The organism is Nitratireductor mangrovi, from assembly GCF_007922615.2.
Classification (GTDB): Bacteria; Pseudomonadota; Alphaproteobacteria; order Rhizobiales; family Rhizobiaceae; genus Mangrovimarina; species Mangrovimarina mangrovi.
Genome location: NZ_CP042301.2, coordinates 4,734,392 through 4,759,382, shown reverse-complemented (window position 1 = coordinate 4,759,382; position 24,991 = coordinate 4,734,392). Strand labels below are relative to the sequence as shown.

Here is a 24,991-nt window from a genome sequence, read left to right as displayed (position 1 = left end):
GGATCATTTGCCGCCCCCGGCCACCTGGTCCCCGTCGCGGGTCAGGTAGAAGGCGGCGAGTATGGGCAGGAAAGTGACAAGCACGACGACCATGGCGACGACATTGGTCACCGGGCGCTGGCGCGGTCGCACCAGTTCCTCGAGCATCCAGATCGGCAGGGTCTGCTGCTGGCCGGCGGTGAAGGTGGTGACGATGACCTCGTCGAAGGAAAGCGCGAAGGCCAGCATGCCGCCGGCGAGTAGCGCCGTGCCGAGGTTGGGCAGGATGACATAGCGAAAGGTCTGGAACCCGTCGGCGCCGAGATCGTAGGAGGCCTCGATCAGCGATCCGGACGTCCTGCGGAAACGCGCGACGGCGTTGTTGTAGACCACGACGACGCAGAAGGTGGCGTGCCCCAGGACGATGGTCCAGGTGGAGAACGGGATGTCGGCGAGGTTGAAGGCCGACCTGAGCGCTATGCCTGTAATGATGCCCGGCAAGGCGATCGGCAGGATGACGAGGAGCGAGATCGTCTCGCGGCCGAAGAAGCGCGAGCGGCTGACGGCGGCCGCGCACAGCGTGCCGAGCACCAGCGCGATCACCGTCGAGATCGCGGCCACCTTCACCGACAACGACAGGGCCTGCCAGACGTCGGGGCGGTTCCAGGTGACGGCAAACCAGCGCGTGGTGAAGCCGGGCGGCGGCCACTGATAACTCTTGTCCTCGGTGGTGAAGGCGTAGACGAAAATCAGCAGGATCGGCAGGTGCAGGAACAGCAGACCCGCCGCGGCGGCAATCTTCAGGCCGAGGGGGGCGGAGGCGTTGCGGTCAGAGCGCATCGAAGGCCCCCATGCGCCTCGCACCCCACAGGTAGAAGGCCATCACGACGATCGGCACCACGGTGAAGGCGGCGGCCAGCGGGATGTTGCCGGCCGTGCCCTGGTGCGCATAGACCGCCTGGCCGATGAACAGCCGCGAGGTGCCGATGATCTGCGGGATGATGTAGTCGCCAAGCGTCAGCGAGAAGGTAAAGATCGACCCCGCCACCATTCCTGGCAGGGCGAGCGGCAACAGCACGTGGCGGAACGTCTGCCCCGCCGAGGCGCCGAGGTCGGACGACGCCTCTATGAGATTGCCCGGCACGCGCTCCAGCGCCGCCTGCGTCGGCAGGATCATGAACGGCAGCCAGACGTAAAGGAACACGAGGAAGGTGCCGGTGAAGGAGAAGGACAGCGAGTTGCCGCCGACGATCGGCAGCGACAGCCATGCCTCGATCAGCCACGTCATGTGGATGCGGTCGAAGAGCCAGGTGAGAATGCCCTCCTTGGCCAGGATCAGCTTCCACGCATAGACCTTGACCAGATAGCTCGACCACAGGGGCAGCATCACGCCGAGGTAGAAGAGCGCCTTCCATTTGCCGCGCGCGTAGCGAGCCGCATAGTAGGCGATCGGAAACGCGACCACGGCGGCGGCAATGGTAACGGCCGCGGCCATGACGACCGTGCGCAGGATGATGTCGAGATTGGTGGCCTGGAAGAGTTCACGATAGGTCTTCAGCGTGAACTCGTAGCGGATCAGGCCGGAAAACTCGTCGATTGAGAAGAAGCTCTGCAGCAGCAGCGCGAACAGCGAACCGAGATAGACGATGCCCAGCCACAGCACCGGCGGCGTCAGCATGAGGAACAGCAGCAGTGCCGGCCGGCGCCAGAAGGTGTCGGAGATGGCGCCGAAGAGGCCGCCACGCCCCGGCAGGATCGCCGCCGGGCCCGACCGCTCCATGGACGCCGCGACGCTCATGCCGGCTCGTCCATCAGATGCAGGTGCTCGCGGTTGAAGGTGAGCATGACCGCTTCGCCCTCGGCCGGGATCGCGGTGCCGGCCGGCAACGTCGCATGCATCCTGATGCCGTCGGCATCGAGCGCGACGCGGGTGGTGGCGCCGAGAAAACTTCGCGAGACGATGCGGGCGGGCACACCGTCACCCGAGGTCTGACGCTGGATACGAATCGCCTCGGGCCGCAGGCTGCCCCAGCCGCGCTGGCCGGAATAGCGTTGCACGAACTCGGGCGGCAGCACGTTGGAGGAGCCGACGAAATCGGCGACGAAGCGAGACCGAGGCCGGCGGTAGATGTCCTCCGGGGTGCCGATCTGCATGATCTTGCCGTCGTTGAAGACGGCGACACGGTCGGCCATCGACAGCGCCTCGCCCTGGTCGTGGGTCACGAAAACGAAGGTGATGCCGAGCGTCTTCTGCAGCGCCTTCAGTTCTTCCTGCATCTGCTCGCGCAGCTTCAGGTCGAGCGCGCCGAGCGGTTCGTCGAGGAGGAGCACCTTCGGCTTGTTGACGAGAGCGCGGGCGAGCGCGACGCGCTGGCGCTGGCCGCCCGAGAGCTGCCCGGGCCGGCGCTCGCCATAGCCGGGAAGCTGGACCAGCGTCAGGGCTTCTTCTGCCGCTTGCAGTCGCTCCGTGCGCCCGATGCCGCGCACCATCAGGCCGTAGGCGACATTGTCGATGACGTTCAGATGCGGAAAGAGCGCATAGTCCTGAAACACGGTGTTGACGTTGCGGCGATAGGGCGGAACACCCTCTGCGGTCTCGCCAAAAATCTCGATATGCCCAGCCGTCGGCTGTTCGAAGCCGGCGATCAGGCGCAGGCAGGTGGTCTTGCCCGAACCCGACGGGCCAAGCATGGCGAAGAATTCGCCCGCCACGATCTCGAGGTCGACGGCATCGACCGCGCGCACGGAGCCGAAATGGCGGGAGACTTCTTGAAAGGTGACGGCTGGTGTCATCGGTTCGCGATCTGGCGGCAGGCGGACCTGGTCTCGGCCGCCGTCAACAGGTTTGGTCCCCGCAAAGCGTGCGGGATGGCACGCCACTAAGGCCCGTTCCTCTCCCCGGCAAGCGGGGAGAGGCGGCAGGTGCGTTCGATGACCCTAGCGGCCGCCGATCACGCCGATATAGTCCGAGACCCAGCGATAGTAGGGAACGCACTGCCCTTGGCTTTCGCAATTGGAGACCGGCGTGGTCCAGAAGCGAATCTTCTCGAAATCGTCCATGCCGTTTGTGGTGCAGCCTTCGGCGTTCTGCATGCCACGCCCGTCGGTACAGGCGGCCGGAACGGAGGGGTTGGCCCCGAACCAGACCGACAGATCGCTCTGAAGGTTGGACGACAGGGTGTGCTCCATCCACATGTAGGCGCAGTTGGGATTGGCGGCGTCGACATGCATCATCGTGGTGTCGGCCCAGCCCGTTGCGCCCTCTTGGGGGATCACCGATGCCACCGGCTGGCCGTCGGCCTTGAGCAGATTGACCTGGAACGGCCACGAACCGGACGCGACCACGCCCTCGTTCTTGAAGTCGTCGATCTGGATGAAGGCGTCGTGCCAATAGCGGCCGACAAGCTGACGCTGCTGGCGCAGCAGGTCGAGTGCGGCCTTGTACTGGTCGTCGTTCAGTTCGTACGGATTCTTGATGCCGAGGTCTGGCTGGTGATGCATCAGGTAGAGGGCGGCGTCGGCGACGTGGATCGGCCCGTCATAGGCCTGGACACGCCCCTTGTTGGACTGGCCGTCGCCAAGCTCCATTTCCTCGAAGACGACGTTCCAGGAGGTCGGTGCCTCCTTGAACACGTTGGTATTGTACATCAGCACATTGGGGCCCCACATGTAGGGCACGCCGTAATGCACGCCGTCGACCGTATGCCAGGGTGCACTCTTCAGGCGGTCGTCGACATCCTTCCAGCTCGGCACGAGATCGACGTTGACGGGCTGGACGCGCTTGCCGGCAACGAGCCGCAGCGAGGCATCGCCGGAGGCGGTGACGAGATCGAAGCCGCCCTCGTTCATCAGGGCCACCATCTCGTCGGACGTGTTCGCTGTCTTGACATTGACCTTGCAGCCGGTCTTTTCCTCGAACCCGGTCACCCAGTCGAATTTCGGATCGGTCTCTCCGCGTTCGATATAGCCCGGCCAGGCGACGATGTTGACTTGGCCTTCGCCCTCGCCGATTTCCTTCAACTGGGCAACGGCCGGGCTTGTCGCCGCAAGGGCGAGCGCGATAGCGGTGCAGGAACTGAGCAGTCTCGTCATGACGGTTCTCCCATTGACGGGGGCCGCTCTCCAGCGGCGGCCTGATCCCTCGCCGCCAAGGTGTGCCGAAACCTGACCATTCGCAATTTCATTTATCAGAAAGGCGATATCGATTTTTCCGATATATATCGTCAGCGGTGCCGGTTTGTGCGCTGGCCCTGTGCGATACCGATGAAGTCGCGCGCCGTCTGGGCGAGGCCGGAGCCGCGCCGCCAGACCATGCCTACCTGCACGACCGGCAGCGAACCGGAGATGTCGCGCGACTCGATGCGGTCACCTTCTAGCGACCACGGGCGGTAGATCAGGTCCGGCAAAAGGGCCACGCCTGCTCCGGTTGCCACGAGGCTGCGCACGGCTTCGACCGACCGGGTGCGGAAGGCGACATGGGGACGGGTGCCCAGCGCGGCCAGCAGCTTGCCCGTACTCTCCTCAATCTCGTCGATCGTGAGCATGATCAGCGGTTCCCCGGCAATGTCCTCGAGCGCGATGATGTCGGCGCCGGCCAGGCGATGGCCCAGAGGCAACCACAGCCGATAGGGCGAAACCTCGAGGATTTCGGCCTGCAGCGCCATGCGGTCGCGAAGGTTGGAGGTCACCATCACCGCGACGTCGAGTTCGCCGCCGATCAGCAGGTGTTCGAGATATTCGCCATTGTCCTCGATCGCGGAAACGTCGATGCCCGGATAGGCGCGTCTGTATCGGGCCAGGAGATCCGACAGCACATAGCCGGCAACCAGCGATGTCACGCCCAGTTGCAGTCGGCCGGTGAGCGCTTCCGGATCGCGGGAGAAGGTCAGTCGGGCATCGGAGACGTCGCCGAGGATCTTGGTGGCATGGCGCAGGAACTGATGTCCCTTGTGCGTGATCGAAAGGCCCCGCGGATGCCGTTCGAAGAGTTCCACGCCAAGGTCGCCTTCGAGTTCCTTGATTGCTTCCGTGACCGAGGATTGCGAGATCGACAGTATCTGCGCGGCGCGTGACACGGCGCCCTGTTCGGCTACGGCGACGAAGTATTGCAGCTGGCGGAAGGTGAAGGCCATGTCCGCATTAATAGGCCAGGCACCGGGAAAGGAAAGCTTGCGTCTCGCCTTGCCAAGCCTCGGCGCATGGCGGACTTACGCCGCCCCCGATGATGCTCGCGTTCAGAAAAGGTCGCAGTGGCCGTAGTCGATATCGTCGTGGGCGTGCTCGCCGCGCCCCTGGGTGCCAAGCCTGTGCGCCAGCTCGGCGAGCTTCAGCGCGCGAACGGCTGCGGTGGCGTCGACGCGCCACTCCGGCGACAGTTCGAGCAAGATCGCGCGCAGGAACGAGGCGATGCCGGCAACTTTCTGCGACAGCAGGTCGGCCTCCTGGACCGCGCTCGCATAGGCCGGATCTGCCACCGCGGCCGCGCCGATCGCCGCCGCGATATGCGCCTGGTTGGCGTCGACCGCATGCGCGATCGCTTCCAGTTCGGCCTCTATCCGCGCCAACACGTCGCCGACCGGTTCGGTCTGGTCGATCTCCACCGCGACGGCTCCGTTTACGCTCACGCCACTTCCCCTCAGAACAGTTCGAGTTCGCCGCTCGCCGGTACCTGCGGAACGCGCGGTTCGGGACGCGGGACCGGAGCGACGGTGCGCGGCAACAGGAACTGGCGCGCCTTGCCCGTTGCCGGGTGGTATTCGAGGCGCCGGCCCTGGTCCCCGCCGACGCTGCCGCCGACATAGGAGATCTGCTCGTTTTCCAGGAAATGCCGGGCGAATTCGATGTTCTTGCCACCGATGTCGGCAAAACCCTGCACGGTGCGCGCGCCACCGAACAGCTTCGTCTCCAGGTTCTCACGCCGGGCGCCGCGCTTCAGCAGGCCGTTGACGAGCAACTCCATCAGATAGACGCCGAACCGCTCGGCCTCGTTGTTGCCCGAACCTTCGCCGCCGCCGGGAAGCAGGAAATGGTTCATGCCGCCGATCTTCAGGACCGGGTCGCGCATGCAGGCCGCCACGCAGGAGCCGAGCACGGTGGTCAGAACCGCGTCCTGCTTGTCCGTAACGAAACACTCTCCCTGGATGACGTGAACGCGTTCGGGACGTGCCCCTATCAATGAAGCCTCCCGACGATCGCTTCGAGCGCCTTCTTCAGATCGGCGGGAGTGAACGGCTTGTTGAGGTAGTTGTTGAGGCCGAGCTTGCGCCCTTCGACGAGGACGTTCTTGTCGGCGTTGCCGGTCAGGATCATGAACGGCACGCGTGCGGTCGGCTTGTAGGTGCGGATCGCCTTGAGGAGTTGCAGCCCGTCCATCTTGGGCATGTTCATGTCGGAGATGATGAGATGGCTGGGCGTCTTCATCATCATTTGCATCGCCTGCTCGCCATCGGCGGCAACCGCAATGTTCCTGAACCCGATCGTTTCCAGTGCATCGCGCAAAAGCATGCGACTGGTTGTCGTATCGTCGACCGCCAGTATCCTCAGCTGGGCTAGGAGTGACATAGCACGGACCCTTCTTTTCTTGCTTTGGCGCCGGCAAAGATCTCCCGCGCAATGCTGTTTAACGCTACCTGCTTTTGCACCGCGCCCACCTCGAATGCCACGCGCGGCATCCCGTAAATGAGCGAGGTCGCCTCATCCTGCCCGATCGTCCGTGCGCCGGCCCTGCTCATCTTCAGGAGCCCGTCCGCGCCGTCCTTGCCCATGCCGGTCAGGATGACCCCCACCGCATCGCCTCCGGCGGCCTGCGCCACCGAACCCATCAGAACGTCGACTGACGGACGATGACCCGAAACAGTGTCGCCGGCGCGAAGCCGGCTTTCCAAAGTGTCGCCGCGCTGCACGACTTCCAGGTGGAACTGGCCGCCCGGCGCGATGTAGACGTTACCCCGCGACAGCGGCCGCCGGTCCTCCACCTCCTGCACGCGTGGCTGGCACATGCGATCGAGCCGGTCGGCGAAGGATCGCGTGAAATTGGCCGGCATGTGCTGGGTGATGACGGTCGGCGGACAGTCGGCGGGGAACTCTGTCAGTACCGTGATCAGCGCTTCAACACCGCCGGTCGAAGCGCCTATGGCGACAACCCGTTCGCTGATTGAGCCAAGCCCGAGCGTCTTGCGCGGCTCGCGCGGTTCGCTCGACGATGGCCGCGCAGGCGGACGGGCGCGATGGCGCCCGGAGCCAGCGGCCAGTACCTTCTCGACGAGATCGTCGAAGGAGGCGTTGTCCTTGAGCGAAGGTTTGGCGACACAGTCGAAGGCACCCTGCGCGAGCGCCTCGATGGTCACTGCCGCGCCGCTCACCGTGAGTGTCGACACCATGATGACCGGTCGCGGGCGGTGCTTCATCACCCGGCGCAGGAAGTCGATGCCGTTCATCTTGGGCATCTCGATGTCGAGGGTGATCACGTCCGGATCGAGCGTGTCGACCATGCGGAACGCCTCGGTCGGGTCCGGCGCCTCGCCAACGATCTCGATGCCGGGGTTGGCCTCGAGCGCAAAGCGGATGATCTTGCGCATGGTGGCGCTGTCGTCGATGATCAGAACCCTTACCGGTTTCATCACACTCCCCCCCTTGTCTGGCGCCAGGTCGTGACGCCGTCAGCGACGAAATGGTCTGCGGACGGCCCCGAAACGCGTTCGGAATGGCCGATATAAAGATGCCCGCCGGGCTTGAGCGCGGCGGAAAAGCGCGTCCACAGCTCGGCCTGCTTGGTCTTGTCGAAATAGATCACCACGTTGCGGCAGAAGATGACGTCGAAACGCTTCTTCATCGGCCATTTGGCGAACAGGTTGAGTTCGCGGAACGCGACCAGGCTCTGCACCTCGTCGGCGACCTGGAAACGTGTCTCGCCCGTCGAGGAGACGCGCTGCAGCCAGCGCCGCCGCATCTCGGCCGGCACGTCGGTCAGCGCGCTTTCGGGGTATTCGCCGGCGCGCCCTTCCGCGATCATGTTGGGGTCGATGTCGGTCGCAAGGATGCGGATGTCGTGGCGCGCGACGTCGGGCATCACCGACAACAGCACCAGCGCGATCGTGTAGGGCTCCTGGCCGTTCGAGCAGCCGGCCGACCAGATCCGGACTTCCTCGCCGCGCCGCGCCCTGTCAAGCAGGCCCGGCAGCACCTTTTGTTTCAGGTGCTCGAAATGATGCGCTTCGCGAAAGAACTTGGTGACGTTTGTGGTGAGCGCCGCGACCATGCGCTGGCGCTCGTCGAGCCCGCTCGAACCCGCCACCAGGGTGCAATAGTCGCGAAAACTCTCCAGGCCAAGCGCCCGCAGCCGTTTGGCCAGCCGGGCGTAGACGAGTGCCGCCTTGGCCTCCGACAACTGGATTCCGGCATGATCGTGGAGGATCGACGCAATGCGGCGAAAATCCTCCTCGGTGAGCAGATACTCACCAGGAACGATACCGGACGTCTGAGGCGCGGCGGCTTGGCTCAATTCAGCGTTCCCGTTCCCTCGTGCGTCGACTGGATGACGCTGTCGAGGCCGATCAGGCTGATCATGCGGCCCTCGATCGCCAGCACGCCCTTCATGAAGCAGCGCGCCAGCTCGGAGGCGACGTCCGGCGTCGGCTGGATCGATTCGGAGGTGATCGTCAGAATGTCCGAGACCGCGTCGACCAGCAGGCCGACCGACTGGTTGCCGACCTGGGTGACGATGATCACGTGGCGCGCGGTCGGCTCCGTGGTCGGGAAGCCGAGACGGGCGGACAGGTCGATCACCGGCAGCACCGAGCCGCGCAGGTTGATCACGCCCTTCACATAGGCCGGCGAGTGCGGCAGCGGGGTCGTCGGCGTCCAGCCCCTGATGTCGCGCACCGACATGATATCGAGGCAGAATTCCTGCTCGCCGAGCCTGAAGGCGATCAGCTCGCTGTTTTTCAAAGCGTCGTTTTCCTTGGCCTGCATCATGCTGCGTTCCTCTTTCGGTTTGCTGGTTCGGCACGCGACGGTTCCGAACGGCTGCCGGCGACGATGGCGTCGACGTCGAGAATGACCGCGACGCGGCCATCGCCGAGGATCGTCGCCGCGGCCACGCCGAAGACATGCCCGTAATTGGTTTCAAGGCTCTTTATGACGACCTGCTGCTGGCCGATGATGCCGTCGACGAGAAGCGCGCTCTGGGCCCGGTTCTCCGATTCGACCATGATCGCGACGCTGCCGACCGGATCGGCCTCGGTGCCGCGATAGCCCAGTTCGCGGCCGACATCGATCAGCGGAATGAACGAGCCCCGGGTCGAGATGACACGGGCGGTCTCGCCAAGGCCGTGAACGTCGGACTTCTTGGGCTGCAGCGTTTCCACGATCGCCGTCAGCGGCACCACCAGTGTCTGCCCGGCCACCGTCACCACCATGCCGTCGAGGACGGCGAGAGTCAGCGGCAGGCTGAGCGTAAACACGGTACCCTTGCCCGGCTTGGAGCTGATCGCGATGCGCCCGCCGAGCGCCTGGATGGAGCGCTTGACCACGTCCATGCCGACGCCGCGGCCCGAAACGTCGGAGACCGAGCTGGCGGTCGAGAAGCCCGGCGCGAAGATCAGGTCGTCGATCTCGTTGTCGGCAAGCTGGGCGCCGGCGTCGATGATGCCCTTCTTGACGGCGATTTCCTTGACGCGCTCGCGGTTGATGCCGCAGCCGTCGTCGGAAACCTCGATGATCACACGGCCGGAACGGTGCGCCGCGGTCATCCGGACGACACCCTGTTCGGGCTTGCCGGCCTTGACCCGGTCCTCGGGCTTTTCCAGGCCGTGGTCGATGGCGTTGCGGATCATGTGCGTCAGCGGGTCGGTCAGCCGCTCGATGACGGTCTTGTCGACCTCGCAGTTCTCGCCTTCCGAGATCAGCCGCACCGACTTGCCGGTCATGTCGGCGACCTCGCGCACGACGCGCGACATGCGCTGGAAGATCGGGCGTACCGGCTGGGCGCGGATCGCCATCACCGAATCCTGGATCTCTCGGGTCAGCTGCTCGAGGTCGTCGAGCCCGACGGCCACCTCCGACAGCCGAGCGATGCCGGCTTCCGTCACTCGCTGGGCAAGCATCGACTGGTTGATGACGAGCTCGCCGACGAGATCGATCAGCCGGTCGACGCGGTCGAGATCGACGCGGATGGTGGTCTGCACCTGCTGCGCCGGCGTGGCGGGCGCATTCGCCGCCGCAGCCGGCTTCGCCGCCGGTTCGGCCACGACTTCTGCCAGCCGTTCCATGACCGCCTCCGGTATGGCCGGCTGATCGTTGGCGGCGATGGCGGCGGGGGCATCGACCTCGGCTACCGGCTCCGGCGTGAACTCGAAATCGGCGTCCACGGCCGGCTCGGCTTCGATCCTGATATCGCAGTCGAACTCGACAAACTCGAAAACCTCGCGAACGGCGGCCTCATCCGACTCGGTCGAAAGGCGAACGTTCCAGGCGAGATAGGCGCCCTCGGGGTCGAGTTCGCCCAGCAGCGGGACCTCGGAGATGTCGCAGGCGACGTCGGCCTCCCCCAGCGCGCACAGTTCGCGCAGCAGCTTCGAGGCGTCGTTGGCCTTGGCGTAGAGTTCCGGCTTCGGCCTGAACCACACCTTGAAGACGTTGGCGCCGGCGGCCTCACCGTCGTCACCGACAAGATCGTCAAATGACACGGTAATCGGATAGAAATCGTCGCCCTCGGCGGGGGAATCCTCACCGTCATCAGTCACCACGGGCGCCGCTTCGGCCGCCGGCTCGGGGGCGCCGTCAGGATCGACGATGCGAGTCAATTCATCGTGGAGCTGGGCAACGCGGCCCTGGTCCATGTCGCCGCCGTCGCGCGAATAGCGCACAAGGTCGGCGAGGATGTCCGACGAGCGCAGCATGAGCTTGATCAGGGGCGGCGAGGCGTCGATCTGAGCGCCGCGCATGAGGTCGAGCACGGTCTCGAATGTGTGCGCGAAACGAACCAGTTCGTCGAGGCCGAAGGCCCCGGCTCCGCCCTTGATCGAATGCACCGCCCGGAAGACAGCGTTGATCGTGTCCTCGTCGCTCTGCTCGCTTTCGATCGCGAGGAGCCCGGTCTCGAGTTCGGCAAGCTGTTCTTCACACTCCTGGAAGAACGTCTGCTTGATTGCCGCCATCGTATCCACTGGCACGTTCTCCGGGTTTTCAGGCCGCTACGCGGTTGATCGCATTGACCAGCTTGGCCGGGTCGAAAGGCTTGACGATCCAGCCGGTGGCGCCAAGGCGTCGGGCGCGGTCCTTCTTGTCGTCGACGCTTTCGGTCGTCAGCACGAGAATCGGGATGGCGCGATGCTGTTCGTCGCCGCGCACCGCCTCGATGAAGCCGAAACCGTCCATGCGCGGCATGTTGATGTCGGTGACGATGACATCCGGGCGCGCGCCCCGCAGCACCTCCAGCCCGTGAACGCCGTCCTCGGCCTGCAGCACGTTCATGCCGGCTTCGGTCAGGGTGGCGCGCAACATTTCCCGGATGGTCCGCGAGTCATCGACGGTCAATACTGTCTTGGTCATCTCAAACGTTCCTCACGCTCATATTGGCGACTTCAAGCCCCACGGTTTCGAGGCTTTCGGCAAAGGCCTGCGAAGGCTTCGCCAGCTCAAATTCCATGCCGTCATGCGCCCAGGTTCCCGACGCCGACAGCAACACCTGAATGCACTGGGCTCCGATCTTCTCGACCGCGGAGGCGTCGACGACGACATCCTTGCCCCGCACCTTCAGGAACTCCGCGACGAGCGGTCCAGCGGCGGTGATGTCGAGCACCGGCTCCAGCTTCACGGCTTCCGAGGTTCCCGCCTTCATTTGCCCATTCCCCTCAATGCCCCACAGTTCGGGTCTCGCCCCGCCCACGGACGGCGACAGTCGTTGCCGGAGCATTGCGCGCAGGCCGCGCGACGCCGGAAAGCCGCCTGTCCATGATCTTCATCCCGGGAAAACCGGAGTGCGGGAGCGGCGTCATGCCTTTGGCGCCGTCCTCGCCAATCCCTGCCCAGCAAGGATTCGCATGCATTGGTTTAACACTTGTTAACGCTGCCGCGCGCATGCGCCTGCCGGAGACGGCTGGACATCCCGGGCTTCGCGATGGCGCGACCACCACGGCCATCAGAACTCCTCCCAGCCGTCATCGACGTCGACCGCCTCGGCCGCGGCCGCCACGGCGGCGCGACCGGTCGTGCGCATCGCGACCTGGCCCTTCGCGGGCACTCCGGCGGGCGCGGAGGCCGGTTCGGATGCCGCAGCCACCGCGCCCGCAATGCGGAAACGCCCGATCAGCGTGGCGAGCTGGCTCGCTTCCTTGGCCAGCCCATGGCTCGCCGCCGTCGACTGCTCGACCATGGCGGCGTTCTGCTGGGTCGATTCGTCCATGTGGTTGACAGCAGTATTGATCTGCTGAAGCCCCGTTGCCTGCTCTTCCGCGCTGGCGGCGATTTCGACGACGGTGTCGCTGATCTCGGCAACCTTGCCGACGATCGCGCGAAGCGCCTCGCCGGTCTCGCCGACCAGGGCCACGCCGCAGCCCACCTGCTCGCCGGAGGCCGAGATCAGCCCCTTGATCTCCTTGGCCGCCTCGGCGGAGCGCTGGGCCAGCGCCCGCACCTCCTGGGCGACGACGGCAAAGCCCCGACCCGCTTCGCCAGCGCGCGCGGCCTCGACACCGGCATTGAGGGCCAGCAGGTTGGTCTGGAAGGCGATCTCGTCGATGATGCCGATGATCTGGCCGATCTGTTCCGACGATTTCTCGATCTCGTTCATGGCCGCGACGGCGCGCGTTACCACCTCACCGGACCGTTCGGCATCGTCCTTGGCGGCGTTGACGACGTTGCGAGCACGACCAGCCCCGTCAGCGGTACGCTTGACGTTGGAGGTGATCTCGTTAAGCGCGGCCGCCGTTTCCTCGAGGCTGGCGGCCTGCTGTTCGATGCGGCGCGCGAACACGTCCGCGGCCGTCGATATCTCGCCGCTGCCCGTGCGCATGTTGTTCGAACTGACGACGATACCGCCCATGACGTCGTGCAGGGCGGCGATCGCCCGGTTGAAGTCGTCCTGGAGCTTGCGGTACTCCTCGGCGAACGCTTCTTCGAGGCGGTAGGTCAGGTCGCCGGAAGCGAGCTTCTCGAGGCCTTCGCCGAGCGAGCGCACCACGAAGGCCTGCTTCTCGGCCGCCGAAGCGGACATGTCGGCGTTGCGGCGCCGTTCCACCTCGGTCTGCGTGCGATGCTCTTCGGCCTGCGCCTCTGCCGTGACCTTGGCCACAGCATTGTCACGGAAGATCTCCACGGCGCGGGCAATCTCGCCGAGTTCGTCGCGCCGGCTGCGGTCACGCTCGGAAAGCTGCAGATCGAGGTCACCGGCGGCGAGCGCCGAGATCACCTGGTGAATACGCGACAGGCGGCGCAGGACGCTGTTGGAAACATAGAACCAGGCGATCGCCATCGACACCAGAAGGCTGAAGGCGGCAAGCACCATCAGATACGTCTTGGCATCGGCGAGGCTGCTTTCCGCGCTGTCGATGAACTGGTGCGACCGCGTCTGCGTCGTCGTAACGAGTTCCTGCATGCCAGCCGTCAGGCCGGCCTGGCTTTCCTGATACCTTGCCACCAGCCCGTTGACGGCTGAGGCAGCCTCGATCTCCTCGCGCCTGATGACGAAGATCGAGCGCTCGGCGCGGCCGGGCTGCATCAGTGCGGCAACGCCCTCCTGCAGCCGCTCGGTCACCGCTTCGGGCGGCAGCGAAGCCACTGCCTTGTCGACCTTGGCAGTCGTCGCAGTGAACCGGTCCGACAAATTCACGAGTACGCTGGCGCTTTCGGCAAGCGAGGCCTCGGCGAAGATGCCGAGGGCGTGGTTCGCCTCCGTGCGCAATGCCCAGGCGTTGTAGAGCTGGGTCAGCTGGACGTCGGCCAGGCGCTTGACCGTCGCCATCAGCATGAAGGGATCGATCGTCTTGATCAGGCCTTCGAGACCCATGTGCAGGTTGAAGCCGGCATCGTCGATCACCGGCACCATGATCTCGGTCAGTGCGCCATGGGCTGCGAGCGTCGCCTCGGTGATGGCGACGCGTTCGCCGCGCAATTCGAACTGGCGGTTCTTCATGGCGACCAGTTCACGCCCCATCTGGGACAGGTCGGACAAGCGCCCCTCAAGGCCGGAAACGATGCCCTCGTCGACGCCCTTGTCGACCAGGGTGGCGATCTCCGCACCAAGTTCCTGCTCGCGCGCACTGATTCGCTCACTGAGTGAGCCGAGCGAACCCGCGTCGTCGGCAATGGCGATCGCCGACGCCAGACCGGCCACCTCGCCGCCCTGGCGCGAGATCGACAAGGCGAGTTCCATCTGCGGCAGGCTTTCCTGGGTGACCTGTGCAAAACTGCGATCGATCGCCACGAAGGAGCGGTAGCTGACGAAACATGCCGCCAGCGTCAGTCCGGTCACGACGATGAAGGCGCCGATGAGGCGCGCCTTGATGCCGAAGCGCGACGGTTTCACCTCGCGGGGCGCCTCCGCCTCTTGGGACTCGTCATCGTGGAGATCGGGGTCGTCGAAATGATCGTTTCGTTCGTTCACGTCCCGCTCTCCGGAAATCCCGCCAGAAACTGCAGTCTCGGGTGTCAGATGATCGTCGTTGCGCATGGCCTTCACCCGATCGCTGTGACGGCGTCGAAGCCGCCGGATTTGTTGATGACGGTCAGGAAGACATCGTCGGAGCCCTGGTTGTCGCTGGCGCCGTAGGAAAGGGTCAGCCCGCCCAGATCGAAAGAGCCACTCTTGACGGCGTCGAGGAAGGCCTGGCGGGTCGGTTCGCCGGAGACCTTTTCGAGCGCCATCACGGTCAGCAGGCCGACGATGTAGCCTTCGAGCGACACGAAACCCGGCTGCTCGCCCGGTTCATGCGCCTTGAGCGCCGCGTGATAGCGGCCGACCAGCGGCAATGACGCATCGCCCGGAAACGGAACCACCTGGGTGATGTAGACGCCTTCACCATCGGCGCCGAGTTCCTTGGCTAGCGCGTTGCTGCCCACGAAGGAAATGTTGATGAAGCGCGGATTGAAATCGATGCTGCGCGCCACCCTGATGAACTCGGCGCAGGGTCTGTAGGGCCCAATCAGGATCACCGCGTCCGGCTCCTGGCGTCGGATCTCGATCAGCGCCATTTTCACCGCTGTGGTATTACGCTGGAAGGTTCCTTCCGCGACCAGCGCCATCTCGCGCTTGTCCATGGCCTTGCGGGTGCCCGCCAGGCCGGCGCGGCCAAACGCGTCGTCCTGGTAAAGGATGGCGATGCGCTTGGCGCCGAGGTCGCGCGTCATGCGCTCGACCATCATTTCCGTTTCCTGGAAGTAGGAGGCGCGGACGTTGACGATGTTTGGCTTATGCGGATTGCGCAGCGATTCGGCGCCGGTGAATGGACCGATGAAGGGTACCCCGGCCGCTTCGGCAATCGGGTGCGTGGCGTTGGAGGTCGGGGTGCCGACCGCGCCTATCAGTGCGAAGACCTTTTCATCCTCGATGAGCCGGTTTGTCGCGGCGATGGCCTTGCCGGGTTCATAGCCATCGTCAACCGACACAAGGTCGAGCTTGCGGCCCGAGACGCCGCCGGCCCGGTTGGCCTCTTCGAACGCGGCCAGGATGCCGGTGCGCATGCCGGTGCCCAGCGCCGAGGCCGGTCCTTCGAGTGCTGCGGCCTGACCGAAAAGTATGCGCTTGTCGTCAACGCCTGTTTCAGCCAGCGCCGGCATCGGGCGAATGGCGAAGCCGGCGGCCGCGCCCAGTGCGAGTTTCATCGCGGCGCGTCTGTCGAGGAGGATCATCGGGCGTCTCCACAAGAAGCTGAAATTTCCGCGCCACGGCGGAAGCAACGAGAACTAAGAGAGGATTTGGCTCGGAACCGGAGTGGCAACATGCAAGGCAGGCTCTTCCCGGAAAAACGCCGGGCGTGGCGAAAAATGCACATGCCGAACGAGCCGGCCCGGCGACCCGGCCTCATGCCTGTTGGTGGATGCAGCCCCCCAATGCCGCCGCATCTGCTGTGATAGCCAACAAACTTTGTACAAAGGTTAATTCGATTGCCATCCAACTTGTTAACCTCCGATCAACCATCCAAGCCTCGCCGGCCGCTTTCGCGACCGTCCAGCGGACAAAAAAAGCCGGCGCTTGCGCGCCGGCCTGGACCAGAGGTCAAGTCGGGGAAAGATCGTTCGGGCGATGCCTTTCAGGTGCCTTAACCCTGGAAGAGCGAGAGGATACCCTGGACGCTGGCATTGGCGATCGAAAGACCCTGGATGCCGAGCTGCTGCTGTACCTGGAGCGCCTGCAGGCGGGTCGATTCCTTGTTCATGTCGGCATCGACCAGCGAGCCGACGCCACGCTCGATAGCGTCCATCAGGCTGTTGACGAAGGACACCTGAAGGTCGACGCGTTTCTTGGCGGCGCCCAGATCGGAAGCCGCCTTGGTCATGCGGCTGATCGCGTCGTCCACACCGCGAATGTAGTTGTCCAGCGTGGTCAGGTCGGCTGCGTTGTTGGTCAGGGCCGAAATGTCGAGGTTGGCGACAGTGAAGCCGCCGGCCGACTGGTCGGCGAGCAGCGCGCCGGTCGCCGTGTCGTAGCGACCGTCGAGAATGCCGGTACCGGCTGCGGCCGCGTCTACCGCGGAGTCGAACAGCTTCACACTGTCGGTATTGATGGTGATCGTCGACACCGAGACCGTGCCGTCGGAGGCGCGGGTGAAGGATGCGACGATCGACTTCGAGGCGTTGTAGCTGGCGGCGCTCGAATCGACCGATAGCCAGTTCTCGCCGGAGAAGGACGAGGCGGCCGCGTTGCTGGTCAGCTGTCCCTGCAGTGCCGTGATCTCGGCCTGGATCTTGGCGCGGTCGACGCCGGGCTCGCGGGCGGCGACCAGCTTGGCCTTGATCTCGTCGACGACGTCGATGGTGTTGTTGATGCCCGTATAGGCGATGTCGATCTTGGCGGCGCCAAGACCGAGTGCGTCCTGGACCGTGAGCAGGGCCTTGTTGTCCGAGCGCATTGTGGTGGCGATCGACCAGTAGGCGGCGTTGTCGCTGGCTTCGGCGACGCGATAGCCCGTGGAAATGCGAGCCTGGGTGGTGGCAAGCGCCTTGTTGGTCGCCTGCAGGCTCTTCAGCGCGGTCATCGCGGAGGCGTTGGTCAGAATACTGGACACGCTAGGCCCCTTTTCATTTTTGCCCGGAGCTTCACGGGCGGAAGTGTTACCCCTGTTGCCGCGGGTCATCCCCTTCCTGTCGGAAATCCGATCCGCCGCGTCTTAACGTTTGTGAACGATCATGCTTAATAAACGGTAAATCGGGTTAACGACCCTCGGGCCGCTCTCGACATGGCGCAGCCAGACGCAGCGAGAAAGCTGCGGAAACGCCCGTGTTTTCGTGGAAATCCGCCAGAAACCCGCAGAAAATCCGCGGGAACTCCGCGCCTCGGCGGCAACTATGGTTAATGGACGGACCTGGTTTCGACCGGCGATCGCCTTAACGAGGTTAACTTTCCCGGTCGTTTTCCGCTGCCGGCAAACGAGCTGCTAGAGGCGCTGTATCTCTTGATTCGCAGCGGCGAAGCTTGCCGAAGGCGGATGCCCGTCTTGCGGAGTGAGTGGGGGCGAATCGCACGCGTCGACGTCCGCTCATCGCGCTTGGGCGCATGCCTAACCCGCGATGAAACGTCGATCTATCTTGTATTTGAGAGTCCGCCGACGGGGGTCGTTGCGGCCAAGGAGTTTGTTGGCAGGATCGGACTTGCGGGCTGCCACACGACGCGACCCGTTCGCGCCAACCGCGAGCATGATCGGCAGCTGTCGTGCTGGCGAAATTCCCGTCAGTGCGCGATATGCCGGCGCCGCGCGGGTGATAACCGGGAACTCCTTCAGCCCGCGGCGCAGCGGCCTTGACGAAGCGGCCAGTACGGCCGTCAGCCGATGCCGGTGGTCACCTCGGCAAGGGCCTCCTCGAACAAAGTCTGCAGCGCCAGTTCGACCTCGTAGAAAAAGGCGCCAACCTCCTCATCCTGCTCGCTCTCGCAGAGGCCGAGCTTTTCAAGCTCGCCGAAGAAGCGCGCCGCGAGCCCGTGCCGGAACTCGTCGCGGGCATCGACATTGCTGATGCCGGCAAGTGCACGCGCCGCCGCATCCACTTCGCCTGCTCGCCGCCAGAGCGGAAACGCCACCACACGCGCCGCATCTGCGGCCTCTCCATCCCCGTACCAAAACGCCTTCACGCCAAGTCTCCCCTCGTACTGGCCGGGCCGACACCACTCAGGCGTCGAGGCAGTGCAGCAGTCCACTTTGCTGCACTGTTCCGGCATTCGAAACGTCGCGAATCGCTCGCGACCGATGGCCCGAGCTTGAGGGTCGGAACCTTTCGGGAAAGTTAGCGGCGTCGAGAACAGTTCAGGGAGTCATGCCTTCAGGCGATAGCCGGTGCGGAATATCCAGGAGACGATGCCGAGGCAAATGAGCAGAAAGACCAGCGTCATGCCAAAGCTGATGCCGACGCCGACATCCGCCTCGCCGTAGAAGCTCCAGCGAAACCCGCTGACCAGATAGACGACCGGGTTGAACAGGGTCACCGTGCGCCAGAGCGGCGGCAGCATGTCGATCGAATAGAACGAACCGCCGAGGAACGTCAGCGGCGTGACGATCAGCAGCGGAACCAGTTGCAGCTTCTCGAAGCCGTCAGCCCAGATGCCGATGATGAAGCCGAACAGGCTGAAGGTGCAGGCGGTCAACACCAGGAACAGGATCATCACCAGCGGATGCTCGATGCGCAACGGTACGAAAAGGCCCGCCGTGGCAAGGATGATGGCGCCCAGGATGATCGACTTAGTGGCGGCGGCCCCGACATAGGCGACAACGATCTCGAAATGGGAAATGGGCGCCGAGAGGATTTCGTAGATCGTGCCGGTGAACTTCGGGAAATAGATGCCGAAGGATGCGTTGGAGATGCTCTGGGTCAGGAGCGAAAGCATGATCAGTCCGGGCACGATGAAGGCGCCGTAGCTCACCCCACCGATTTCCTCGATGCGCGAGCCGATCGCGGCGCCGAAGACAACGAAATAGAGAGAGGTCGAAATGACCGGCGAAACGATGCTCTGGAGCAACGTTCGGAACGTACGCGCCATTTCCTGACGATAGATCGCCCAGATGCCGTGGAGGTTCATTTGCCGTTCCTCACCAGGCTGACGAAAATCTCTTCCAGCGAGCTTTGCCTGGTATCGAGATCGCCGAAGCGGATTTCGGCAGCGTCGAGATCCTTCAGCAAACGCGTGATACCGGTCCGCTCGGCTTGCGTGTCGTAGCTGTAGATCAGCGTGTTGCCGTCGTCGGAGATGGCGAGGTCGTAGTTGTCGAGACTACGGGGAATTTCGGAGAGAGGATTTCGGAGTTGGAGCCGCATCTCCTTGCGGCCGAGCTTGCGCATAAGTTCGGCCTTGTCCTCGACCAGGATGATGTGGCCCTCGCTGATCACGCCGACGCGGTCGGCCATCTCCTCGGCCTCCTCGATATAATGCGTCGTGAGGATGATGGTGACGCCGGAATCCTTCAGCCCGCGCACCATCTGCCACATGTCGCGCCGGAGTTCGACGTCGACGCCGGCAGTCGGCTCGTCGAGGAACAAGATCTTCGGCTCGTGCGACAGCGCCTTCGCGATCAGCAGGCGACGCTTCATGCCGCCCGACAGCGCCATGATCTTTTCGTCACGCTTGTCCCACAGCGACAGCGTGCGAAGTACCTTTTCCAGATAGGCCGGGTCAGGCGCCTTGCCGAACAGACCGCGCGTGAAGGACACCGTCGCCCAGACGCTTTCGAAGGCGTCGGTGGTGAGTTCCTGCGGAACCAGTCCTATGAGCGAACGCGCCTTGCGATAATCTTTCAGGATATCGTGGCCATCGACCGTGATGTCGCCGGACGTGCGATTGACGATGCCGCAGATGATCGAGATCAGTGTGGTCTTGCCGGCGCCGTTGGGCCCGAGCAGAGCGAAAATCTCGCCGCGGCGCACATCCAGGTCGACGCCCTTGAGCGCCTGGAAACCGGACGCGTAGCTCTTGGTAAGGTTCGATACGGAGATGATCGGCGACATGGGAGCCCCGGATAGCGGAAGTGCCGGCAAAAGTCAGGCCCGGAAAGGGCCTGCGGAAAGCGATGCTGACATGGCGTTGACAGACGCCGGCATAAACCAGCCGAATGGGCAGGTCGGAGCGGCCACAGCATGTGGCCAGCTCCGACTCCGACAGATCGCCGCCATGGATACGCAGCTCTGAGGATGGTGTGCGGTCGGATCAGGGCCGAGCCGCCAACAGCAGAAACGTCGCGGCGAAGCTACGACACGCTGCCCCAGCCGCCGCCATTTGCTGTCCCGACGAGAATTTCGTCGCCCGGCTCCAGCCTCACACCGCTGGCGAAGGTGTAGTCGTCGCGGCTGCCGTCCGTGTGGATGACGGAAAGGCCGTTGACACCGCCGGCGTCACCGCCGTTGGCGCCCCAGACCGGCTGGCGCGCGCGGCTGTAGCCGGCCGACATGATCGCGGGCGCGCGCAACCTATAGCTCGTCTCCATGCCCTTGCCACCCGAGTGCAGGCCCCTGCCCTCGGTGCTTTCGCGCAGGCGCTTGAAGCCGACGTCGAGGCCGTAGCGCGCCTCGCAAATCTCGACCGGGCAGTTGAAGGTCTCGCCATGGCTGGCCGAATACATCGCGTCGAGCCCGTCGCGGGTCGCCGTTGCCCCCCAGCCGCCCATCTGCGGCTCCACCATGGTGAAGCGGCGCGCCGTGTCGGGGTGATCGCCGGCGATCACGGTGCCGCAGATGGAGCCGAAATGCCCGGCCGGCAGTCGCTCGGGCAAAGCCTTCGCCATGCAGCGCCAGAGCATGTCGTAGAGGCGGATTCGGGTCTCGAAATAATAGCCGTGCGGGGCGTTGCCTTCGGCATGGAAGATCGTGCCCCGCTCGGTGATCACCTCCAGTGCCCGGAATGAGCCGGCATTGGCGAAAAGCGTCGGATCGGTGAGCGCCTTGAAGATCATCTGGGCCGAGATGACGGCACCGTCGCGGCTGGTGTTGTAAGGCGCGGCGCGCTGCTTCGGGTTGCCGCGAAGGTCGACCGTGAAACGATCCCCGGCGACCGTGATCGCGGCCCGCCACAAGGCGCCGTCATCCTGCTCCTCCTCGATCTCGTAGGTGCCCTCGGGCAGCGAGGCGAGACCGGCAAGCCCGCGCCGTTCACCTTCCTCAAAAAGGTCCACGAGTGCTGCGCGATAGGCGGCGAGACCGTAGCTCTCGACCAGTTGGCGAATGCGGGTCTCGGCCTTGCGGCTCGCCGCCACCTGCGCCCAGAGATCACCGTTGACGAAATCGGGCAGGCGCGAATTGGCGGCGATGATGTCAAAGACCGAGCGCAGGGGGCGCCCGTCCTCGAACAGCCGGACCGCCGGCAGGCGCAAACCTTCCTGGAAAATCTCGGTGACGTCGACCGACATCGAGCCAGGCGTCATGCCGCCAAGGTCGTTCCAGTGCGCGATCGAGGCGGACCAGGCCACAAGTTCGCCGTCGGCGAAGACCGGCAGTGCGATGACGACGTCGTTCAGATGCGTGACGCCGCCGTAATAGGGATCGTTGGTGACGAAGCAGTCGCCGTCGCGGATGTTCTCCAGACCGTTGAGTTCGACGATGCGTTTCACTGCCTTGTCGAGCACGCCTACGAAGGTCGGGATACCGGCGCCGGAGGAGACCAGTTCGCCGCGCGGATCGGTGATGCCGGTACCGACGTCGAGCACCTCGTAGATGATCGGGCTCATCGCCGTCTTCTTCAGCACCGCGAACATCTCATCGGCGGCCGCGATCAGGCTCGCCTGGATGACCGAGACGGTGATGGGATCGACGGCTTTGGCGGGTTTCATGGCTTGGGACCTTGGTTACGGAGACGCCGGCTAGAGGCCGGTTTCGATCATCACCTTGCCGTGCGTGCTGCGCGGCTGGCTGAGATAATCGAAAGCCTCCACATATTTTTCCATAGGGTAGACGCGATCGATCTGCGGACGGATCACCCCGTCGCGGAGCATTCCGTAGACAGCTTCACGACCCCGGGCGCAGGCCGCCTCGTCCTCGACGTAGTTGAATACCGAATAGGGCTGGAACACCGCGTTCGTCTGGAACATGTCGACGAAGGGCAGCGCCGGCCACTGCTTGTCGAGCGTGCCGTAGAAATAGATGCGGGCATTGCGCGCCAGCGCGGGACTGTATCGCGAGATCAGTCCGGCGCCGACCGGATCGAAGGCCACGTCGATCCCCTTGCCGCCGGTCACATCCTCGATCATTCCGGCCACGTCGTCGCGGCCCGAAACGATCACATGGTCGGCGCCCATCCGCTTCAGATAGTCGACATTCCTCTCGAAGCGCGTCGTGCCGATCATGGTCGCGCCGCGTGCCCGGCCGATTTCCAGCGCGGCCGCGCCCGCTGTGCCAGTCGCCGCGGTGACCAGCACGTGGCTGCCCGGCCCGACCGGCGTCACCTCGGCAAGCGGGAACCAAGCGGTGAGGTACTGCATCCAGATCGACGCGCATTCGACCGGGGAGAGGTTCGGCGGCGCCTTGGCGACGTAGCGGGTGTCGATCACCAGCGACTCTGTGCTGGCGCCGCGGTCGTAATAGAAATAGGGCAGCGTCGAAACCCGCTCGCCGACGTCAAACGCTTCGACACCGGGACCAACGGCGTCGATGACACCGGCCGCCTCGATGCCGACGCGGGCGGGAAAGTGTCGGAAGCTGAAGGAATAATTGTCCTTCATCAGGTCCTGATCGCCCCAGTTCAGGGCGAAGGCCTCGACCTTGAGCCTGATCTCGCCGGCGCCCGGCTCCTCGAGCGGCTCGTCCTCCAGCCTGAGGCCCTGGTAGCCTGAATAGTCGTGGATTCGCCAGGCACGCGGCATGGGGTTTCCTTCGTTGGGTCGTTCGATGCGGTCGGGTTTGCCTTGCCGGTCACCCCGCCGCGACGTGCAGGTCGCGCGGCAGCGATGACAAGACTTCTGGGCCGTCTTCGCGCAGGACCACGATCTCTTCGAGCCGGATGCCGAAGCGGCCGGGAAGGTAGATGCCGGGCTCGATCGAAAACACCATGCCCTCTTCCAGCACCGTGTCTGAGGTGGCGGTGATGTAGGGCGGCTCATGTCCGTCGATGCCCATGCCGTGGCCGGTGCGGTGGACGAAATAGTCGCCATAGCCGGCGTCGGCGATCACCTTGCGCGCGGCCGCATCGACCTCCTTGGCCCGGACACCGGGGCGGGCCGCCTTCATCGCCGCCTGAACGGCGTTCTCCACGATCGTGTGGATTTGTCCGTAGCCTTCCGGCGGCCGGCCGACAGCGGCCATGCGGGTGATGTCGCTCGGAAAGCCCGCCTTGCGGGCGCCAATGTCGATGACGATGGCGTCACCCTCGCCGAGTTTGCGCTCGCCGGTCTGGTGGTGCGGGAAGGCGCCGTTGGGGCCGCCGCCGACGATCCAGAACGCGGGCACGGCGCCCTCGGAACCGAAATGGTCCTTGATCTCCTGCGCAAGCTCCTTCTCGGTCATGCCGGGCCGGATGGTCGCGAAGGCCTTCTGCATGGCGCGGTCGGCGATCGCTGCGTTCATCTTCAGCTTCTCGATCTCGCCGGCGTCCTTCCTCATGCGCAGCCGTCCGAGCGTCCTGTCGGTGAAGGCGTGAGCCGCATCCGGCAGGGCACCCAGCAGGAGCAGGGCGAAATCGGCGCGCATGGTCTCGTCGAGGACGACGTTCCTGGCCTCGCGCCCACCGACGTCTTCCAGCGCGGCCGCAAGAGCCGCGTCGGGGCCGTCGGCGTCGGCCCAGTTGTGGAAGGCGATGTCTGTCTCCTCGCGCGTTCCCTCGGCATTGAGCACCGGCATCAGAAAGGCTTCGCGCTCCCGGCCGACCAGGAGCAGGCAAGGCCGCTCGTCGGGATGGGGATGGAAGCCCACCAGCCAGTCCATATGCGAGCCGGGGGCGATCGCGACGAGGTCGGCGCCCTCCTCCTTCATGGCTGCCCGCAGGCGGGTCAGTCGGTCGGCGGTCTGTGTGGACATTCTCGGTTCCGTCTGTTCGTTGTCGCTTACGCGGCGCGGCGGGCAGGTCCGGCTTCGTCGGCCGGAACGATGACGCGGGTGCCGAAGGCCTCGCCGTCGTCGAAGCCGCCGAAACGCGCCATCTCTTCCTCGGAAGGCGCCTCGCAGGACCATTTGCGCGACGGCTTCCAGCCGCATTGGCGCTTGAGGATCGCGGCATATTCGGCGCGCTTCAAAGCGGCGATCGAAGGATCTATGACCGGCACGCCGAGGCGGCGCTCGACCTCCTGGTAGAAACCGACCTCCATGGTGCAGCCAAGGATCAGCGCCTCGGCGAAATCTTCCTCGACCGCCTTGCGGCCGGCCTCGATCAGGCGGCGGCCGGTCTCGGCGTGATCGGCCTGGAACTCGTTCACGCCAAGTTCGACATGATAGAAACCGGCAAGGCGGTCACGGTGGCCGTGCTCGTGCACGGTCGACTGCATCTGGTGGACCCATTTGCGGCGGCCGACGATGACGCCGAAGCGGTTCGACAGGCTGGCCGCGATCTCGCAGGAAGCAACGCAAGGAGCGGTCACGATCATGTCGCCGGAAACCTCGCGGGCGTCGTGCAACGCAGTGTCGTAGAAGCAGCCGATGGCGAAAGCGTCGAAGCCCTCCCGCGCAGCGGCGCGGGCGGCGCGGACGATGCCGCGCGTCACCATCGCTTCGTAGGAGCGGAACTCGATATGGGTGAAGCCGCCTTCGCTTGCCGGCAGCGAGGTCACATGCACCTCGGTGCCGGGCAGCTTGTTGTCGCGCGCCATGTCGGCAAAGATTGCGTCATGCGCCTCGTCGCCCGCGATCGGGCTGAAATACATGATCTTCAGGGGTTTTTCCGTCATCTCATCCT

General features: G+C 64.7%; 24 protein-coding genes. All 24 read right to left on the bottom strand.

Annotated elements, in window-relative coordinates:
- Positions 1–3 precede the first annotated feature (3 nt).
- The 24 genes from FQ775_RS23325 to FQ775_RS23210 all read right to left on the bottom strand — a co-directional run bounded on the left by FQ775_RS23325 (position 4) and on the right by FQ775_RS23210 (position 24,983).
- Complete coding sequence (locus tag FQ775_RS23325) at positions 4–819, bottom strand: ABC transporter permease (RefSeq protein ID WP_146297607.1); 816 nt, start codon at positions 817–819, stop codon at positions 4–6.
- The gene (locus FQ775_RS23320) at positions 809–1,777 is read right to left on the bottom strand and encodes an ABC transporter permease (protein WP_146297609.1); all 969 of its coding nucleotides are present in this window, start codon (positions 1,775–1,777) and stop codon (positions 809–811) included. The genes FQ775_RS23325 and FQ775_RS23320 overlap by 11 nt, the downstream gene beginning before the upstream one ends.
- Positions 1,774–2,772: an ABC transporter ATP-binding protein gene (locus FQ775_RS23315; protein ID WP_146297611.1), complete on the bottom strand. Its 999-nt coding sequence runs from the start codon at positions 2,770–2,772 to the stop codon at positions 1,774–1,776. The genes FQ775_RS23320 and FQ775_RS23315 overlap by 4 nt, the downstream gene beginning before the upstream one ends.
- A 144-nt stretch (positions 2,773–2,916) precedes the next feature.
- Positions 2,917–4,071, bottom strand: coding sequence for an ABC transporter substrate-binding protein (locus tag FQ775_RS23310; RefSeq protein WP_146297613.1), 1,155 nt, complete (start codon positions 4,069–4,071; stop codon positions 2,917–2,919).
- 131 nt (positions 4,072–4,202) lie between these two features.
- Positions 4,203–5,111 carry a LysR family transcriptional regulator gene (locus tag FQ775_RS23305; RefSeq protein WP_146297615.1) on the bottom strand — a complete coding sequence of 303 codons (909 nt, stop codon included), beginning with the start codon at positions 5,109–5,111 and terminating at the stop codon, positions 4,203–4,205.
- 102 nt (positions 5,112–5,213) lie between these two features.
- Entirely contained in the window at positions 5,214–5,603 is a 390-nt protein-coding gene (locus tag FQ775_RS23300; protein WP_146297617.1) for a DUF8776 family protein, read from the bottom strand.
- 11 nt (positions 5,604–5,614) lie between these two features.
- The gene (locus FQ775_RS23295) at positions 5,615–6,154 is read right to left on the bottom strand and encodes a chemotaxis protein CheD (RefSeq protein ID WP_206064804.1); all 540 of its coding nucleotides are present in this window, start codon (positions 6,152–6,154) and stop codon (positions 5,615–5,617) included.
- Entirely contained in the window at positions 6,151–6,540 is a 390-nt protein-coding gene (locus tag FQ775_RS23290) for a response regulator (RefSeq protein WP_146297619.1), read from the bottom strand. The genes FQ775_RS23295 and FQ775_RS23290 overlap by 4 nt, the downstream gene beginning before the upstream one ends.
- Entirely contained in the window at positions 6,528–7,601 is a 1,074-nt protein-coding gene (locus tag FQ775_RS23285) for a protein-glutamate methylesterase/protein-glutamine glutaminase (RefSeq protein WP_146297621.1), read from the bottom strand. The genes FQ775_RS23290 and FQ775_RS23285 overlap by 13 nt, the downstream gene beginning before the upstream one ends.
- Positions 7,598–8,479 carry a CheR family methyltransferase gene (locus FQ775_RS23280; protein WP_146297623.1) on the bottom strand — a complete coding sequence of 294 codons (882 nt, stop codon included), beginning with the start codon at positions 8,477–8,479 and terminating at the stop codon, positions 7,598–7,600. The genes FQ775_RS23285 and FQ775_RS23280 overlap by 4 nt, the downstream gene beginning before the upstream one ends.
- Positions 8,476–8,952, bottom strand: coding sequence for a chemotaxis protein CheW (locus FQ775_RS23275; RefSeq protein WP_167813139.1), 477 nt, complete (start codon positions 8,950–8,952; stop codon positions 8,476–8,478). The genes FQ775_RS23280 and FQ775_RS23275 overlap by 4 nt, the downstream gene beginning before the upstream one ends.
- A complete protein-coding gene (locus tag FQ775_RS23270) occupies positions 8,949–11,135 on the bottom strand; it encodes a chemotaxis protein CheA (protein ID WP_146301781.1) in 2,187 nt (728 codons plus the stop codon). Before FQ775_RS23270 ends, FQ775_RS23275 begins: the two co-directional genes overlap by 4 nt.
- A gap of 28 nt (positions 11,136–11,163) precedes the next feature.
- On the bottom strand, positions 11,164–11,529 hold the full coding sequence (locus FQ775_RS23265) for a response regulator (RefSeq protein ID WP_146297625.1): 366 nt from the start codon (positions 11,527–11,529) through the stop codon (positions 11,164–11,166).
- 1 nt (position 11,530) lies between these two features.
- A complete protein-coding gene (locus FQ775_RS23260) occupies positions 11,531–11,818 on the bottom strand; it encodes an STAS domain-containing protein (protein ID WP_167813138.1) in 288 nt (95 codons plus the stop codon).
- A gap of 300 nt (positions 11,819–12,118) precedes the next feature.
- Positions 12,119–14,581: a methyl-accepting chemotaxis protein gene (locus FQ775_RS23255; protein WP_206064802.1), complete on the bottom strand. Its 2,463-nt coding sequence runs from the start codon at positions 14,579–14,581 to the stop codon at positions 12,119–12,121.
- A gap of 71 nt (positions 14,582–14,652) precedes the next feature.
- On the bottom strand, positions 14,653–15,825 hold the full coding sequence (locus tag FQ775_RS23250; protein ID WP_246730220.1) for an ABC transporter substrate-binding protein: 1,173 nt from the start codon (positions 15,823–15,825) through the stop codon (positions 14,653–14,655).
- A 410-nt stretch (positions 15,826–16,235) separates the two neighbouring features.
- Positions 16,236–17,201: a flagellin N-terminal helical domain-containing protein gene (locus FQ775_RS23245; protein WP_206064801.1), complete on the bottom strand. Its 966-nt coding sequence runs from the start codon at positions 17,199–17,201 to the stop codon at positions 16,236–16,238.
- A 755-nt stretch (positions 17,202–17,956) separates the two neighbouring features.
- On the bottom strand, positions 17,957–18,262 hold the full coding sequence (locus tag FQ775_RS23240) for a DUF6074 family protein (RefSeq protein ID WP_146297632.1): 306 nt from the start codon (positions 18,260–18,262) through the stop codon (positions 17,957–17,959).
- A 180-nt stretch (positions 18,263–18,442) separates the two neighbouring features.
- A complete protein-coding gene (locus tag FQ775_RS23235) occupies positions 18,443–19,204 on the bottom strand; it encodes an ABC transporter permease (protein ID WP_146297634.1) in 762 nt (253 codons plus the stop codon).
- Positions 19,201–20,127 carry an ABC transporter ATP-binding protein gene (locus FQ775_RS23230; protein ID WP_146297636.1) on the bottom strand — a complete coding sequence of 309 codons (927 nt, stop codon included), beginning with the start codon at positions 20,125–20,127 and terminating at the stop codon, positions 19,201–19,203. Before FQ775_RS23230 ends, FQ775_RS23235 begins: the two co-directional genes overlap by 4 nt.
- A 239-nt stretch (positions 20,128–20,366) precedes the next feature.
- Positions 20,367–21,941 (bottom strand): hydantoinase B/oxoprolinase family protein, encoded by a 1,575-nt coding sequence (locus FQ775_RS23225; RefSeq protein ID WP_146297638.1) that lies wholly within the window; start codon positions 21,939–21,941, stop codon positions 20,367–20,369.
- 30 nt (positions 21,942–21,971) lie between these two features.
- On the bottom strand, positions 21,972–22,970 hold the full coding sequence (locus FQ775_RS23220) for a zinc-binding dehydrogenase (RefSeq protein WP_146297640.1): 999 nt from the start codon (positions 22,968–22,970) through the stop codon (positions 21,972–21,974).
- Between the two features lie 49 nt (positions 22,971–23,019).
- Entirely contained in the window at positions 23,020–24,120 is a 1,101-nt protein-coding gene (locus tag FQ775_RS23215) for a M24 family metallopeptidase (RefSeq protein ID WP_146297642.1), read from the bottom strand.
- A gap of 26 nt (positions 24,121–24,146) precedes the next feature.
- The gene (locus tag FQ775_RS23210) at positions 24,147–24,983 is read right to left on the bottom strand and encodes an aspartate/glutamate racemase family protein (RefSeq protein ID WP_146297650.1); all 837 of its coding nucleotides are present in this window, start codon (positions 24,981–24,983) and stop codon (positions 24,147–24,149) included.
- Positions 24,984–24,991: the final 8 nt, after the last annotated feature.